The following is a 13,854-nucleotide window of genomic DNA, read 5'->3' as shown; positions in this document are numbered from 1 at the left end:
CTGAAAACTACTGGTCGTGCACGCGTTCGACGTTCTGGGCGACCCGGTCCGCCGCCGCATCCTCGAACTGCTCGCGGACGGCGAGCGGACGTCGGGTGCGGTCACGGAGGTGGTCCGCCGCGAGTTCGGCATCTCGCAACCGGCGGTCTCCCAGCACCTGCGGGTGCTGCGCGAGAACGGCTTCGCCAGCGTCCGCGCGGAGGGCACCCGGCGGCTCTACGCGGTGGACGGCCAGGGCCTGCGCGAGGTGGACGAGTGGCTGGACGGGTTCCGCCGGTTCTGGAGCGGGCACCTCGACGCCCTGGCCACCGAGCTCGCGCGCGGCAAGCGGGAAAGACGACTACAGCAGCAGGAGGACGAACAGTGATCGAATTCGCCGAGCACCTCAAGGCGATCCACCGCGAACTGGGCAAGGAGGACGGCCAGGTCGTCGGCGTGCGCCTGAGCAGGACCTACGACGCGACGGCGGCCGACGTGTGGGACGCGATCACCGACCCGGCCCGCCTGCGGCGGTGGTTCCTGCCGGTGAGCGGCGACCTGCGGGAGGGCGGCGACTTCCGGTTGGAGGGCAACGCGAGCGGCGACATCCTCGCCTGCGAGCCGCCGAAGCGGCTGCGGGTGACGTTCGGCGGCGAGACGTCGATCGTCGAGGTCCGCCTGACGCCCGGGAGCGGCGGGGAGCGGACGACGCTGGAGCTGGAGCACTCCGTCCCGCCGGAGATGGCGGCCGGCGGCGCGGGGGCGCTGTACGTCGGCCCGGGCTGGGACGGCAGCCTGCTGGCCCTCGGGCTCCACTTCGCGGGCGGGGCCGAGGGGGCGGTCGACCCGGTCGCGGCGGTGAACCTGCCCGAGACGCAGTGGTTCAACCTGTCGTCGATCGAGCTGTGGACGGCGATCGTGGAGGAGACGGGGACGTCGTCGGCCGAGGACCTGGCGGCGGCGGTGGGGGTGTCGAAGGCCCAGTTCGCGCCGGACATCGACCCGGACGGCAACCTCGACGGCAACCCCAACGGCTGATCGGGGCGGCGGCGGGGACCGTCAGCCGGGGGGACCGTCAGCCGAGGGGACCGTCAGCCGGGGACGGTGGTGGCGGTGCGCCGGAACTCGCTCGGGTTGACGCCCCGGACCCGCTTGAACGCCGCGCTGAAGCCGAACGGGTCGGAGTGGCCGACGGCGCGGGCGACGTCGGCCGCGGTCGGCGAGCGCGGCGGCCGTCCACGGGCGGCCGGTTCGGCGTGCAGCAGGCGCAGGGCGTCGCCGACCACCGGGTCGCGCTGGGCGGCCCACCAGGCCGGGGGTTCGCCGCCGGGCCGGTCGAACCACTCGCGCAGCGCGCAGACCGGCATCCAGTCCGGCAGCCGGTCGAGCACCACCTGCCGGCCCGGCGCGTCGACGGCGACCTCGGCGGCGAGGTGGTCCAGGACGGGGTCGGCCCCGCCGCCCACGCGCAGCACGACGGGCAGCGCGTCCAGCAGCGGGCGGCCGATCCCGCCGCGCACCGGGTAGGCGCCGACGACCAGGGTCGTCGCGTCGCGGGCGCCGTCGCCGGGGTCGTGCCGGCCGAGCCGGTGGCGGGTCCCGCCCTGCTCGGGCGTCGCGCAGTGCTCGCCGCACGCGACCGGTTCGGCGCGGGTGCCGACCTCGTCGACGAAGGCGAACGTCGCGGGTCCGCGCACGAGGAGGGTCTCGCGGGCGCGCAGCGGCTCGGGCGGGGTGAGGGTCGTGCTGCCGAACAGGGAGCCGTGGGCCCGCACCTCGCGGATCAGGTCGCTGAACGCGTCCACCCCGCCCAGGTTGGACGATCACACAGGTGATCCGGCTTTTCACCCGTGGGATCGTCCGGCGCGGTCGTGTTCACTGGTCCCATGACCGACAGCACCGTCCTCATCCTCGACGCGACCGGCGGGACCCGCCGGCGGGTCCTCACCCACCCGTGCGACACGGCGGCGGGGGTGTGGGACCGGTGAGCGCCGACACCGGTTCGCTGACCGCTCAGGACCTGGAGTTCCTGCGACGCCCGCTGCACGGGTTCCTGACCGTGGCCGCGGGACCGCTGCCGCCGCAGCCCCGGCCGGTGTGGTTCGAGGCCACCGACGAGGGCGAGGTCCAGCTGTTCACGCTCCCGGACTCGCTCAAGGTGCGCCGCCTGCGCCGCGACCCCCGCGCCTCGCTCGTCGTGGCCGCCCCGGTGGGCGAGCGCGAGCGCTGGCTGTCGGTCGCCGGCCGCGTCTCGGTGGAGCACGACGGCGCGCGCGACCTATGCGCCCGCCTGGGCGCGCGCTACTGGGACCTCGCCGACCCGGACCGCGCCGCCGCCCTGGACGCGATGCTGGACGAGACCTGGGTCCGGCTCGTGCTCCACCCGGACACCGTGCGCCGCTACCTGAACTGACGCCGCGACGCCCGTTCGGTGGCACCGCCGGGGGACGCCCCGCCGGGCGGGTTTCGGGCGCGGGTCCGGCGGAAATCCACTCCCCCATGACCGACACCCTGTGGGAAGAGTTCCACCGCGTGGTGAACATGACCTCGCACGAGCTGGAGGACTGGCTGCGCACCCGGTCCGCCGACGAGCGGTCCGAGGAGCTGCCGGACCAGGCGGGCACGCCCACCGGCCAGGACGTGCTGCGGGTGCTGCGCAAGCGCCGCACCGACCTGACCACCGAGGACGTGAAGGTGATGCGCCGGGTCGTGGACCGGGTGCACGAGCAGCGGCGCGACGACCTGGAGCCCACGGCGGGCGAGGCGCACTGGCGGCACCGGCTCATGTCGATCGGCCACGACCCGCTCAAGCCCGCCTGACCCGAGCCCGCCCAGCTCGGGCCCGCCCAGCTCGGGCCCGCCCAGCTCGGGCCCGCCCAGCTCGGGCCCGCCCAGCTCGGGCCCGCCCAGCTCGGGCCCGCCCGGCCGCGGGCGCGCTCACGGCGACGGGACCCCCTCCGCGTCCCCCAGCCGCACGCCCGCCTCCGGGACCAGCCCGAACTGGACGACCTGGCGGCGGGCGAGCACGTCGGTGAGCCAGTCGACGGCCGTGCGCAGCCGGTTCCCGGGCATGGCCAGCAGGTGGTAGCCCTTGGCCACGGCCTTGGCGGGCAGCCCGGTGAGCGGCACGTGCAGCGGGTCGGCGACGGCCTGCCCGCCGCCCAGGTCGACGACGAAGCCGAGGTCCCGGTGCCGGTACCGGCCGACGTCGCCGTGCCCGAGGGACGCGGCGACGTTGCGGCCGGCGAGCTTGCCCTGGCGCTGGGCGTGCTGGGCGGTCATCGGGGTGGGCGCGCCGCCGTTGAACGCGTCGGGCACGGACGCCACGTCGCCGGCGGCGAACACGTGCGGGTGGCCCGGCACGGCGAGGGTGGGGTCGACCACGACGCGCCCCTTCTCGGTGGCGACGGACACGGCCTCGACCAGCGGGTCGGGGCGCACGCCGACGCACCACACGACGGTGCGCGTGGGGATCTCGGTGCCGTCGGTGAGCCGGGCGCAGGTGTCGGTGACGGCCTCGACGCTGGTCTTGAGCCGCACGTCGACGCCCCGGGAGCGCAGCACGCGGGCGGCGGGACCGGACAGCCGCTCGTCGAGACCGGGCAGCACGCGCGGCGCCAGGTCGAGGAGCACCCACCGGACGTCGGCCTCGGAGAGCCCTCGACGGCCGCGCAGGGCGGCGCGCGTGAGCTGCACGCCCTGGGCGACCAGCTCGGTGCCGGTGTAGCCGGCGCCGACGACGACGAACGTGGCGCGCGCGGCGCGTTCGGCCGGGTCGTCGGCCTGCTCGGCCAGCTCGACCTGGCGCAGCACGTGGTCGCGCAGGAACACGGCCTCGGCGACGGACTTGAACCCGAACGCGTGCTCGGCGACGCCGGGGACGGACATCAGCCGGGTGACGGACCCGGAGGTGAGCACGACGCGGTCCCACTCCTCGACCCGCGTGCGACCTTCGACGTCCACGACGGTGCAGGTGCGCTCGACGAGGTCGACGCCGGTGGCGCGCCCCTGCACGAGGCGGGTGCGCGGCAGCTTGGGCCGCAGCGGCACGGCGACGCGGCGCGGGTCGAGGGTGCCGCCCGCGACCTCGGGCAGCAGCGGCACGTAGAGCATGTAGTCGGTGGGGTTGACGGCGACCAGGTCGGCGGCGTCGGCCGGCAGGGCGCGCTCCAGCGCGCGCAGGCAGTGGTAGCCCGCGAAGCCCGTCCCGACCACCAGCACCCGCGGCTTGCCCATGCCCGTTCCCTCCGGCGCAGTCGTGAACGATCAGGAGGACGGGTACCCAGGACCGGAAGGGGGTAGACACGGAACATGCCCCTCGGACTGCCGGAACCGATCACCGCGTGCCTCTTCGACCTCGACGGCGTGCTCACGAGCACGGCCGTGCTGCACCGGCGCGCGTGGAAGCGCACCTTCGACGACCTGCTGCGCCTGCGCGGCGAACCGCTGTTCACCGAGCAGGACTACGCCCGGTACGTGGACGGGCGACCGCGCTACGACGGCGTGCGCGAGTTCCTCGCCTCGCGCGGCATCACGCTGCCGGAGGGCGCGCCGGACGACCCGCCGGACGCGGCCACCGTGCACGGCGTGGGCAACCTCAAGAACGACCTGCTGGAGGCGATCATCCGGCACGAGGGGGTGACGCCGTACCCGGGCACGGTGCGCTACCTGGAGGCGGTGCGGGCGGCGGGCCTCGACATCGGGGTGGTGACGTCGTCGGCGAACGCCGAGAAGGTCCTGGACGCGGCGAACCTGAACGGGTTCGTGCAGGCCAGGGTGGACGGCGTGGTGATCGCCCGCGACGGGTTGAAGGGCAAGCCGGCGCCGGACTCGTTCCTGGTGGGCGCGCGGCTGCTGGGCGTGGAGCCGACGCGCGCGGCGGTGTTCGAGGACGCGCTGGCGGGCGTGCAGGCGGGTCGCGCGGGCGGCTTCGGGCACGTGGTGGGCGTGGACCGGGCGGGGCAGCGGGACGAGCTGCTGCGGCACGGCGCGGACGTGGTGGTCGACGACCTGGCGGAGCTGCTGTGAACGGCTGGGAGGTCCACCCGTGGCGGTTGCGCTGGAACGGGCTGGCGGTGGACCAGCTGCGGCGGACCGAGTCGATCTTCGCGCTGTCCAACGGGCACATCGGGATGCGCGGCACGCTGGACGAGGGCGAGCCGCGCGGCCTGCCCGGCACCTACCTGAACGGGTTCTACGAGGAGCACGCCCTGCCGTACGGGGAGTCGGGCTACGGCTACCCGGAGGCCGGGCAGACGGTCGTGAACGTCACCGACGGCAAGGTGATCCGGCTGCTGGTGGAGGACGAGCCGCTGGACATGCGGTACGGCCGCGCGCACCGGCACCGGCGGGAGCTGGACTTCCGCACCGGCACGATGCGCCGGCACACCGAGTGGGAGTCGCCGACCGGCAAGCGGATCACGGTGCGCACCGAGCGGCTGGTGTCGCTGACGCAGCGCGCGGTCGCGGCGATCCTGTACGAGGTCGAGGCGAACGAGAAGGTGCAGCTGGTCGTGCAGTCGGACCTGCTGGCCAACGAGCCGGTGGAGCACGACAGCGACGACCCGCGGGTGGCGGCGGCGCTGGAGGACCCGCTGGTGGCGGAGTTCGCGCACGCCGACGGCTACCGGGCGGTGCTGGCCCACCACGCGCGCAACTCGCAGCTGCGGATGGCGGCGGGGATGGACCACGAGCTGGAGACCGACGACGGGGTGCGCACGGAGATCCGCGCCGACGGCGACCTGGCGCGGTTCACGGCCGCGGTGGACCTGCCGGCGGGCGGGAAGCTCCGGCTGGTGAAGTACCTGGGGTACGGCTGGTCGGCGCAGCGCTCGGTGCCGGCGCTGCGCGCGCAGGTGGAGGCGGCGATCGCGGGCGCGCGGCAGACCGGGTGGGAGGGCCTGCTGGCCGAGCAGCGGCGGTTCCTGGACGACTTCTGGGCGGCGGCCGACATCGAGGTCGAGGGCGACGACGAGCTCCAGCAGGCGCTGCGGTTCTCGCTGTTCCACATCATGCAGGCGGCGGTGCGCGGTGAGACGCGGGCGATCCCGGGCAAGGGCCTGACCGGGCCGGGCTACGACGGGCACGCGTTCTGGGACACCGAGATGTTCGTGCTGCCGGTGCTGGTGCACACGGTGCCGGAGGCGGCGCGGGACGCGCTGCGGTGGCGGCACTCGACGCTGGACAAGGCCCGGGAGCGGGCGGCGGTGCTGGGGCAGGCGGGGGCGGCGTTCCCGTGGCGGTCGATCAACGGCGCGGAGTGCTCGGCGTACTGGCCGGCGGGCACGGCCGCGTTCCACGTGTCCGGGGACGTGGCGCACGCGGTGGCGCAGTACGCGCACGCCACGGGCGACCGGGAGTTCGAGCGGGAGGCGGGCGCGGAGATCCTGGTGGAGACGGCCCGGCTGTGGGTGTCGCTGGGGCACCACGACCAGCACGGCGGGTTCCGCATCGACGGCGTGACGGGGCCGGACGAGTACTCGGCGGTGGTGGACAACAACGTCTACACGAACCTGATCGCGCAGGAGAACCTGATGGAGGCCGCGGCGGCGGTCGAGCGGAACCCGGAGGTGGCCGACCGGCTGGGCGTGACGCCGCAGGAGGTCGCGGCGTGGCGCAAGGCGGCGGACGGGATGCTGGTGCCGTTCGACAACCTGCTGGGGGTGCACGAGCAGTCGGAGGGGTTCACCTCGCACGCCGCGTGGGACTTCGAGGGCACCGACCCGGACGAGTACCCGCTGCTGCTCAACCGGCCGTACTTCGACCTGTACCGCAAGCAGGTGGTGAAGCAGGCGGACCTGGTGCTGGCGATGCACGTGCGCGGCGACGCGTTCACGCCGGTGCAGAAGGCCCGCAACTTCGCCTACTACGAGGCGAGGACGGTGCGCGACTCGTCGTTGTCGGCGAGCACGCAGGCGGTGCTGGCGGCGGAGATCGGCGCGTTGCAGCTGGCCTACGACTACCTGGCCGAGGCGGCGTTCACCGACCTGCACGACCTGCACCACAACGTCCACAACGGACTGCACATGGCGTCGCTGGCGGGCGCGTGGATCGGCCTGGTCGCCGGGTTCGGCGGGATGCGGCACCACGACGACGGGCTGTCGTTCGCGCCGAGGCTGCCACCGGGCCTGGACCGGATGTCGTTCCGGTTGGCGTTCCGCGGCACGCGGCTGTCGGTGGAGGTGGGGCCGGGCGAGGTGACCTACCGCGTCGTCGACGGCGACGCGCTGCGCATCACGCACCACGGGGAGCCGGTGCTGGTCGAGCCGGACGGCCCGGTCACCCGGTCCACACCGGACGCGCCGGAGCCGCCGGAGATCCGCCAGCCCGCCAACCGCGAACCCGTGCGGCGGGTGCCGCCGGGCCGGAAGAACGGCCAGGGCTGAGCCGGTCGTCCCGGTGTCGCACATGACTTCTTCCCCGCTGAGCCTTCGTCCCGTTCCGGGGGTCCCCCGGAACGGGACGCGGGTGCGGAACGGGAGGGGTGGCGGAAACCGACGAGTCCACACAGGTCGGTGGTCCCCCGGGCGGCGGCGGGGCGATCAAGCGCTTCGGGACGCCGCAGCGCGGGCCTGTCCCGCGCCGGGCCGGGTGGTTCCGGCGGGCGATGACCACGGGTGCCCGCGCGAGGTCGTCGGGTGGGCGCGGTGGACGGGGCGTGCGGCGGACCGGGACGGGCGCGGAGCGCGCCACGTGGCGGTACTCGCTGGTGAACCGGGGCGGTGCCCCGTCGAGGGGGATGAGGCGCCCGGCCGGACTCCTGGGGGGTGGAGCCCGGCCGGGACTTGTCAGGCGGCCTGGGGGGGCGGTGGCCGCCTACGCCCTCATCGTGTGCCGGGGTACCCCCGTTACGCGCCGGCAAACCACCGGTGCGGACGCGCGGGCGGCGTTCCGGGTGGGCGCGGGCGGGCGGGTGAAGATCCGGACCGTCCACACCGGCCGGGAACCGTGGTGGTGCGGCCTCCGGGCGGTCGTCGGAGCCGGTCGCCGGAGTGGTGCGGCAGGCCGTGCGCGATCTCCGCAGTAGTGCGGGTCCTGCACGGAGGAACGTAACCCACAGGAGTGAGAGGGGCAGCGCCGGGACCGCCGGCCGGTCAGGATTCCGTGGCGTGAGCTCAACACCGATCTACGACGAGTTGGCGGCCACCTACCTCGCCGACCTCACACCCGCGCCGAGAGAGGCCACCGCGACCACCCCGACCACCGCCGCCGCCGGCCCCGCGGCCGGCCCGGCCGGCCGCACGCCCGGCACGAGGTCTGGACCACCGATCTTGACACCGCCTCACGCGGCGGAGTAGGACGGCTCCAGGCCGTAGACCAGGGCGCCTACCCCGAAGGGTGGAGCGGATGCGTGGACGAGCACTGCTCGCGGTAGCGGCGTTGCTCGCCGTGGCGGCATGCACGGCGGAAGACCCTCAGACCCCCGAACAGGTGACGCTCACCTGGTGGGACTACCTCAACCACTCCCCCACGGCCGACGAGGCCGTCGACCACCTCCTCGCCCGCTACCAGCAGGAACACCCCGACGTCCGGGTCCGGCGCACCTCGCTGTCACCCGACGAGTTCGAAGCCAAGCTGGTCGAGGCCACCACGGCGGGCACGTTCCCGGACGTCGCCGCCGTCGACACCGCCGACGTGCCGCGCCTGGCCGAGCAGGACGCCCTGGCCGACCTCACGCCCCGTTTCGACGCCTGGGCGCTCGGGGAGCGCTTCCTCGACCCGGTGAAGGAGGGCGCCACCCACGACGGCCGGCTCTACGGCGTCCCCCTGCGCAGCACCACCACCGCGCTGATCCACAACCGGGCGCTGTTCTCCGCCGCGGGCGTGGCCGTGCCGCCGGTGACCTGGGAGGAGCTGCGCGTGGCCGCACGGGCGCTCACCGCCGAGGGGCGGTCCGGCCTGTGCTTCCCCGGCGAGGGCGACGACCTGACCACCACGTTCCTGCCGTTCCTGTGGCAGGCGGGCGGCGACGTCGCGTCCGTCGGCGACCCGGCGGGCGTCAGCGCCCTCACCTACGTCGACCAGCTCGTCAACGCCGACCGCAGCGCGCCCGCCGAGGCGCTGTCCTGGGACCGGGCCGAAGCCGCGCGGCAGTTCGCGCTGGGCCGCTGCGGGATGCTCATCGGCGGGCCGGAGGCGGTCCCCGAGCTGAACCAGGCGGGCCTGGACTGGGCGGTGTCGCCGCTGCCCGGCGGCGAGGCGGGCACGGCCGCGCCCCTGGGCGGCGAGGTGTGGGTCGTCGGGCGCGGCAGCAGGCACGCCGACCGGGCGTGGGAGCTGCTGACGTGGCTCGCCGAGAACCGGGACAACGCCACCGAGTTCGGCGGCGGCCTCGGCGCGCTGCCCAACCGCACCGACACCCGCGACGACCTGGCCTGGCAATGGGACCCGAACGTGCCGGGCTTCGCCGAGCAGCTGGCGACCGTGCGCACGCGCACCGCCTACGGCCCGGGCTACCCGGAGATCTCGGCGGCCATCAGCGCCATGGCCGCCCAGGTGCTGACCCGGGAGCGCGACCCCGCCGGCGCGAGCGCGGACGCCGCCGCGAAGATCCGCCCGCTGCTGCGCTGACCGACCCGGCTGTTGCGCCACCAGGGGGAATCGCACGCAGCACCACGGGGTTAACCGACCACCCCCGGGGATGGGCCGAACGGGCGAGGGGTAACCCGCCGTCATGCGGAACGAGGCGCCGGTGGGCGGCAAGAGGGGCACGGGCAGGGCGGCGGCCAAGCCGTTCAGCCGGGCCCAGGCACTCGCGTTCGTCGTCGGGTCGCTCCAGGTGGTGCTCGCCTGCGTGCCGTTCCTGCCGATGAGCCAGGGCACCAACCACGCCCTGTACGTGTGCACGGGCGTGGTGGGCGTCCTGGCGGCGTGGCAGCACGCCCACGCCCGCTGCTACGGCGTGGGGCTGGTGCTGCTCTACGGTCAGCTGTTCATCAGCGACGCCGCGGAGACCGGGCCGTTCGGGCTGCCCACCCTGGAGACCCTGGCGTACGGCCGCGCCGCCCTGGCGGGGTTGGTGATCGCGCTGATCCCGGCGTTCAAGCGGCGCCGGTAGTCGCCCGCGGTCATCGTCCCGTCGGGGTGGAACCGCAGCTTGTCGTCCGGGCTGCGCGCGATCGACTCGAACATCGCCCGGTCGGAGCGGGTCGTGGGCTCCCAGTACATGTGCGCGCCGTGCGTGACGCCCATGTCGAGCGACATCATCGTCATCACGGCCCGGTCGTAGCGGCGGCGGTTGAGCGGCAGGCCGCCGGAGGCGCGGATGTCGAACACGTCGTGGTCGCCGGTCAGCGGGCGCAGCACGCCCCGGTGGTCGTAGCCGTGCACGACGCCGTCGCGCACCAGGTACTCGCCGCGCCGCTCGAACTCGGCCATCTTCTCGCGCAGGGCGTCGAACTCGACGCGCCGCTGGTCGAAGCGGCGCAGCAGCCGGTCGGTGGGGTCCGGCGGCGGTGAGGCGGGGCGGAAGTAGCCGACCAGGCCGCGGTGGCGCGGCGACGCGCCGAGGCGCACGTCCAGGTCGTCGATGGTCTTGGCCTTGACGGCCTCGGGTTTGGGCAGCGCGCCGCGGCGCAACCACGCCACCGCGTGCGGGTTGGTGCCCCGCACGTCGATGACCAGGTCCTGCTCCGCGGCGACCTGCTGGAACTTGCGGGCGTTCTCCACGGGCATGCCGAAAACCGGCTCCACGGAGGCGAGGGGGAAGAGGTGATCAGTGCGCACGGCTATTAAGGTCCGCCCGAAATGGGCGTGCACCAGGCCGCCCTCTTCGGTTAGCTCGTCGCGTGACCCCTGATTCACTGGTGGGACTGCTGGCGGACACCGGCCGGTTGCGCGTGGCGGCGGCCCTCGTGCTGGGCGCGCGCACGGGCGGCGAGGTGGTCGCGGCGACCGGGCTGGACGCCCGCCGCGTGGAGAACTGCCTGCGCAGGCTGCGGACGGCCGGTTTGGTGGTGACCGACGGTTCCGGCCTGCGGTTGCGCGAGGAGCTGTTCAAGGAGGCCACCCTGGTCGAGCAGGCGAACCGGGTCCCGGAGGACCCGTTCGTGCGAGGAGGGCGGCTGGTGGGGCTCCCCGCGCAGCGCGGACGCAGGCGGGCGGTGCTCGAACAGGTGAGCGCCGCGTTCGAGCCGGGTAGACGTTACCCCGAACGCGACGTGGTGGAGGTGCTCAGGCGCTGGTGCGACGGCGGCGAGGTCGACCACGTGACCGTGCGCCGGTACCTGGTGGACGAAGGGCTGCTGAGCCGGGCCGACGGCGTGTACTGGCGTTCCGGCGGCCCGGTCGAGGTGTGATCCCCGGGGCCCCGGGGGTGGTCCCCGGGGCCCGCCCCACGCGTCAGCCGAACGTGTCGGGGTCCGGGCCGGTGCGCTCGCCGCGGTCCAGGGTGGAGATCCGGTCCAGGTCGTCACCGTCCAGTTCGAAGTCGAACACGGCGAAGTTCTCCGCGATGCGGCTCGGCGTGACCGACTTGGGGATGACGACGTTGCCGAGCTGCACGTGCCACCGCAGGACCACCTGCGCGGGCGTCTTCCCGTGCTTCCCGGCGATGTCGGCGACCACCCGCTCGTCCAGCAGCTGCCCGCCCTTGGCGAGCGGGCTCCACGCCTCGGTGACGATGCCGTGCTCCGCGTGGAAGGCGCGCAGCTCGGCCTGCTGGAGGTAGGGGTGCAGCTCCACCTGGTTCACCGAGGGCACCTGGCCGGTGGCCTCGACCACGCGCTCCAGGTGCGCGGGCTGGAAGTTGGACACGCCGATCGCGCGGACGCGGCCGTCGGCGAGCAGCTTGCCCAGCGCGCGCCAGCTGTCGACGTAGCGGTCCTGCGCGGGCGCGGGCCAGTGGACCAGGTACAGGTCCAGCCGCTCCAGGCCCAGCTTGCCCATGCTCACGTCGAACGCGCGCAGCGCCTCGTCGTAGCCCTGCTCGGAGTTCCACAGCTTGGTGGTGACGAACAGCTCGTCGCGGGCGATCCCCGAGTCGGCCAGCGCGCGGCCCACGGGCTCCTCGTTGCCGTAGACCGCCGCGGTGTCGACGCTGCGGTAGCCGACCCGCAGCGCCTCGGTGACCGCGTCGTGGGTGTCCTGAGTGGACACCTGGAAGACGCCGAAGCCGAGCTGCGGCATACCGACGCCGTTGTTCAGGGTGATGGTCCTCATGGACCACCATGATGCCCGTTGTCAACGGCTCCCACGCACCGGACGGCGTTGACCCGCGTCACCCCGCACTGGTCCGATCACCCCGTGAGGGCATCCCCTGATGTGACGGACGTCGAGGTGACGGTCGTCCTGCGCCTGTCCGCGCCCGCGACCGGGGCGGCGGACGCGGCGGGACGGCTGGCGGAGGCGATCCGGTCCGCGTTCGACGCCGTGTTCGACGGCGCGACCGGCCCGGCGCGACCCGACGCCACGGTGGTGGTGGACCTGCCGGTGAAGCGGGTCGAGCCGCGGCTGCGCGTCCTGGCCGACTCGCGGCGCGTGCTGGTCCGCGGCGCGCAGGTGGAGCTGACCAGGCTGGAGTTCGACCTGCTGCACCACCTGTGCGCGCACCCGAGGCAGGTGCACCGGCGCACGGCGCTCATGGCGCGCGTGTGGGGCACGACGAGCTTCGCGGACACCCGCACGGTGGACGTGCACGTGCGGCGCATCCGGCGCAAGCTCGGCGACGTCGCCTCGGTGATCACGACCGTGCGCGGCGTCGGCTACCGCGTGGACGACGTGGGCGACGTCGTGGTGGAGCGCGACGCCCTGGCGGGCTGACCCCGCCGCGGCCCCCGGTCACGCGGAGCGGCCATGCGGAGCGGCCATGCGGGGCGGCCGTGCGGGGCGGTGACGCGGAGCGGTCACGCACCGCGTCCACCTGCGCCGTCGCCGACACCGGCGGGTGTCACCCGCGAACCCGGTGGTTACACCGGCTCCTGCCGGGTAGGCCAACCGCATGGCATTCGAACGCGCGGTGGTGACGGGCGGGGCCGGGTTCCTCGGGTCGCACGTGTGCGAGGCGCTGCTCAAGCGCGGCACGCGTGTCGTCTGCGTGGACGACTTCTCGACCGGTTCCCCGGACAACCTGCCCGACGACGCGCGGCTGGGTGTCGTGGCGATGGACGTGACCCGGCCGCTGGACCTGCTCGGCGACGTCGACCTGGTCCTGCACCTGGCGTGCCCGGCGTCGCCCGCGGACTACCTGCGCGACCCCGTCGGCACGCTCAAGACCGGCGGCTTCGGCACGCTGCACGCCCTCGAACTGGCGCGGCGCAAGGACGCGCGGATCGTGATCGCCTCCACCAGCGAGGTCTACGGCGACCCGCTGGAGCACCCGCAGCGCGAGACGTACTGGGGCAACGTCAACCCGATCGGCCCGCGCAGCACCTACGACGAGGCCAAGCGCTTCGGTGAGGCGCTGACCAGCGCGTTCCGCCGCCAGCACGACATCGACGCGGGCATCGTGCGGATCTTCAACACCTACGGGTCGCGGATGCGCCCGGACGACGGCCGGATGGTGCCGACGTTCTTCCGGCAGGCCCTGGCGGGCGAGCCGCTGACCGTGCACGGCGACGGCACCCAGACCCGGTCGCTGTGCCACGTGGACGACCTGGTGCGCGGCCTGCTCTCGATGGCCGACAGCGACCACGCGGGACCGGTCAACCTGGGCAACCCGGAGGAGGTCACCGTGCTGGAGGTGGCGCGCCGGGTCGTCGAGATCACCGGCAGCGACTCCGGGGTGCGGCACGTCGAGCCGATGGTCGACGACCCGCGCCGCCGCCGCCCGGACATCTCGCTGGCCCGCGACCTGCTCGGCTGGCAGCCCGAGATCCCGCTGGACGAGGGTTTGCGGCGGTCGTTCGACCGGCACCTCGTCGGGTAGCGACCCACCCC

The 13,854-nt window shown here is 74.4% G+C and carries 14 protein-coding genes; 10 read left to right on the top strand and 4 right to left on the bottom strand.

Annotated features, from left to right (window positions below; genetic code table 11):
- Nucleotides 1-16 precede the first annotated feature (16 nt).
- Nucleotides 17-367, top strand: a complete 351-nt coding sequence (locus ACRAKJ_RS10850; RefSeq protein ID WP_438920760.1) for a metalloregulator ArsR/SmtB family transcription factor — start codon at nucleotides 17-19, stop codon at nucleotides 365-367.
- A complete protein-coding gene (locus tag ACRAKJ_RS10845) occupies nucleotides 364-1,017 on the top strand; it encodes an SRPBCC domain-containing protein (RefSeq protein WP_438920761.1) in 654 nt (217 codons plus the stop codon). Before ACRAKJ_RS10850 ends, ACRAKJ_RS10845 begins: the two co-directional genes overlap by 4 nt.
- 53 nt (nucleotides 1,018-1,070) lie before the next feature.
- Here the strand turns inward: ACRAKJ_RS10845 and ACRAKJ_RS10840 are convergent, their stop codons facing one another.
- Nucleotides 1,071-1,784, bottom strand: coding sequence for a cupin domain-containing protein (locus tag ACRAKJ_RS10840; protein WP_438920762.1), 714 nt, complete (start codon nucleotides 1,782-1,784; stop codon nucleotides 1,071-1,073).
- A 179-nt stretch (nucleotides 1,785-1,963) separates the two neighbouring features.
- Between ACRAKJ_RS10840 and ACRAKJ_RS10835 the strand changes: the two genes are divergently transcribed.
- Nucleotides 1,964-2,392: a pyridoxamine 5'-phosphate oxidase family protein gene (locus ACRAKJ_RS10835; RefSeq protein WP_438920763.1), complete on the top strand. Its 429-nt coding sequence runs from the start codon at nucleotides 1,964-1,966 to the stop codon at nucleotides 2,390-2,392.
- A gap of 86 nt (nucleotides 2,393-2,478) precedes the next feature.
- A complete protein-coding gene (locus tag ACRAKJ_RS10830; RefSeq protein WP_438920764.1) occupies nucleotides 2,479-2,799 on the top strand; it encodes a DUF3140 domain-containing protein in 321 nt (106 codons plus the stop codon).
- 117 nt (nucleotides 2,800-2,916) lie between these two features.
- On the opposite strand, the gene ACRAKJ_RS10825 is transcribed toward ACRAKJ_RS10830, so the two are convergent.
- Nucleotides 2,917-4,215 carry an FAD-dependent oxidoreductase gene (locus ACRAKJ_RS10825; protein WP_438920765.1) on the bottom strand — a complete coding sequence of 433 codons (1,299 nt, stop codon included), beginning with the start codon at nucleotides 4,213-4,215 and terminating at the stop codon, nucleotides 2,917-2,919.
- Between the two features lie 75 nt (nucleotides 4,216-4,290).
- Between ACRAKJ_RS10825 and ACRAKJ_RS10820 the strand changes: the two genes are divergently transcribed.
- The 3 genes from ACRAKJ_RS10820 (at nucleotide 4,291) to ACRAKJ_RS10810 (ending at nucleotide 9,549) form a co-directional block, all read left to right on the top strand.
- Nucleotides 4,291-5,007 (top strand): beta-phosphoglucomutase family hydrolase, encoded by a 717-nt coding sequence (locus ACRAKJ_RS10820; protein WP_438920766.1) that lies wholly within the window; start codon nucleotides 4,291-4,293, stop codon nucleotides 5,005-5,007.
- The gene (locus ACRAKJ_RS10815; RefSeq protein ID WP_438920767.1) at nucleotides 5,004-7,364 is read left to right on the top strand and encodes a glycosyl hydrolase family 65 protein; all 2,361 of its coding nucleotides are present in this window, start codon (nucleotides 5,004-5,006) and stop codon (nucleotides 7,362-7,364) included. The genes ACRAKJ_RS10820 and ACRAKJ_RS10815 overlap by 4 nt, the downstream gene beginning before the upstream one ends.
- 1,045 nt (nucleotides 7,365-8,409) lie before the next feature.
- Complete coding sequence (locus ACRAKJ_RS10810) at nucleotides 8,410-9,549, top strand: extracellular solute-binding protein (RefSeq protein ID WP_438920768.1); 1,140 nt, start codon at nucleotides 8,410-8,412, stop codon at nucleotides 9,547-9,549.
- A 354-nt stretch (nucleotides 9,550-9,903) separates the two neighbouring features.
- Here ACRAKJ_RS10810 and ACRAKJ_RS10805 read toward each other — a convergent pair whose 3' ends face one another.
- A complete protein-coding gene (locus ACRAKJ_RS10805; RefSeq protein WP_438920769.1) occupies nucleotides 9,904-10,704 on the bottom strand; it encodes a hypothetical protein in 801 nt (266 codons plus the stop codon).
- 62 nt (nucleotides 10,705-10,766) lie between these two features.
- Between ACRAKJ_RS10805 and ACRAKJ_RS10800 the strand changes: the two genes are divergently transcribed.
- Nucleotides 10,767-11,276, top strand: a complete 510-nt coding sequence (locus ACRAKJ_RS10800) for a DUF2087 domain-containing protein (protein WP_438920770.1) — start codon at nucleotides 10,767-10,769, stop codon at nucleotides 11,274-11,276.
- Between the two features lie 43 nt (nucleotides 11,277-11,319).
- Here the strand turns inward: ACRAKJ_RS10800 and ACRAKJ_RS10795 are convergent, their stop codons facing one another.
- The gene (locus ACRAKJ_RS10795; protein WP_438920771.1) at nucleotides 11,320-12,138 is read right to left on the bottom strand and encodes an aldo/keto reductase; all 819 of its coding nucleotides are present in this window, start codon (nucleotides 12,136-12,138) and stop codon (nucleotides 11,320-11,322) included.
- A gap of 84 nt (nucleotides 12,139-12,222) precedes the next feature.
- On the opposite strand from ACRAKJ_RS10795, the gene ACRAKJ_RS10790 reads away from it, so the two are divergent.
- Together ACRAKJ_RS10790 and ACRAKJ_RS10785 are read left to right on the top strand one after the other, a co-directional pair.
- Entirely contained in the window at nucleotides 12,223-12,738 is a 516-nt protein-coding gene (locus tag ACRAKJ_RS10790; protein WP_438920772.1) for a winged helix-turn-helix domain-containing protein, read from the top strand.
- A gap of 178 nt (nucleotides 12,739-12,916) precedes the next feature.
- Nucleotides 12,917-13,843, top strand: coding sequence for an NAD-dependent epimerase/dehydratase family protein (locus ACRAKJ_RS10785; protein ID WP_438920773.1), 927 nt, complete (start codon nucleotides 12,917-12,919; stop codon nucleotides 13,841-13,843).
- Nucleotides 13,844-13,854: the final 11 nt, after the last annotated feature.

The organism is Saccharothrix sp. DSM 118769 (assembly GCF_052936295.1).
Note: the sequence above shows the minus strand (reverse complement) of the source record. Positions and strands in the feature narration are given on the sequence as shown.

Excerpts from the sequence above, each read along its gene's own strand:
- ACRAKJ_RS10820 (WP_438920766.1), top strand. The coding sequence starts at position 4,291 with ATGCCCCTCGGACTGCCGGAACCGATCACCGCGTGCCTCTTCGACCTC.
- ACRAKJ_RS10830 (WP_438920764.1), top strand. The coding sequence starts at position 2,479 with ATGACCGACACCCTGTGGGAAGAGTTCCACCGCGTGGTGAACATGACC.
- ACRAKJ_RS10795 (WP_438920771.1), bottom strand. The coding sequence starts at position 12,138 with ATGAGGACCATCACCCTGAACAACGGCGTCGGTATGCCGCAGCTCGGC.
- ACRAKJ_RS10785 (WP_438920773.1), top strand. The coding sequence starts at position 12,917 with ATGGCATTCGAACGCGCGGTGGTGACGGGCGGGGCCGGGTTCCTCGGG.
- ACRAKJ_RS10825 (WP_438920765.1), bottom strand. The coding sequence starts at position 4,215 with ATGGGCAAGCCGCGGGTGCTGGTGGTCGGGACGGGCTTCGCGGGCTAC.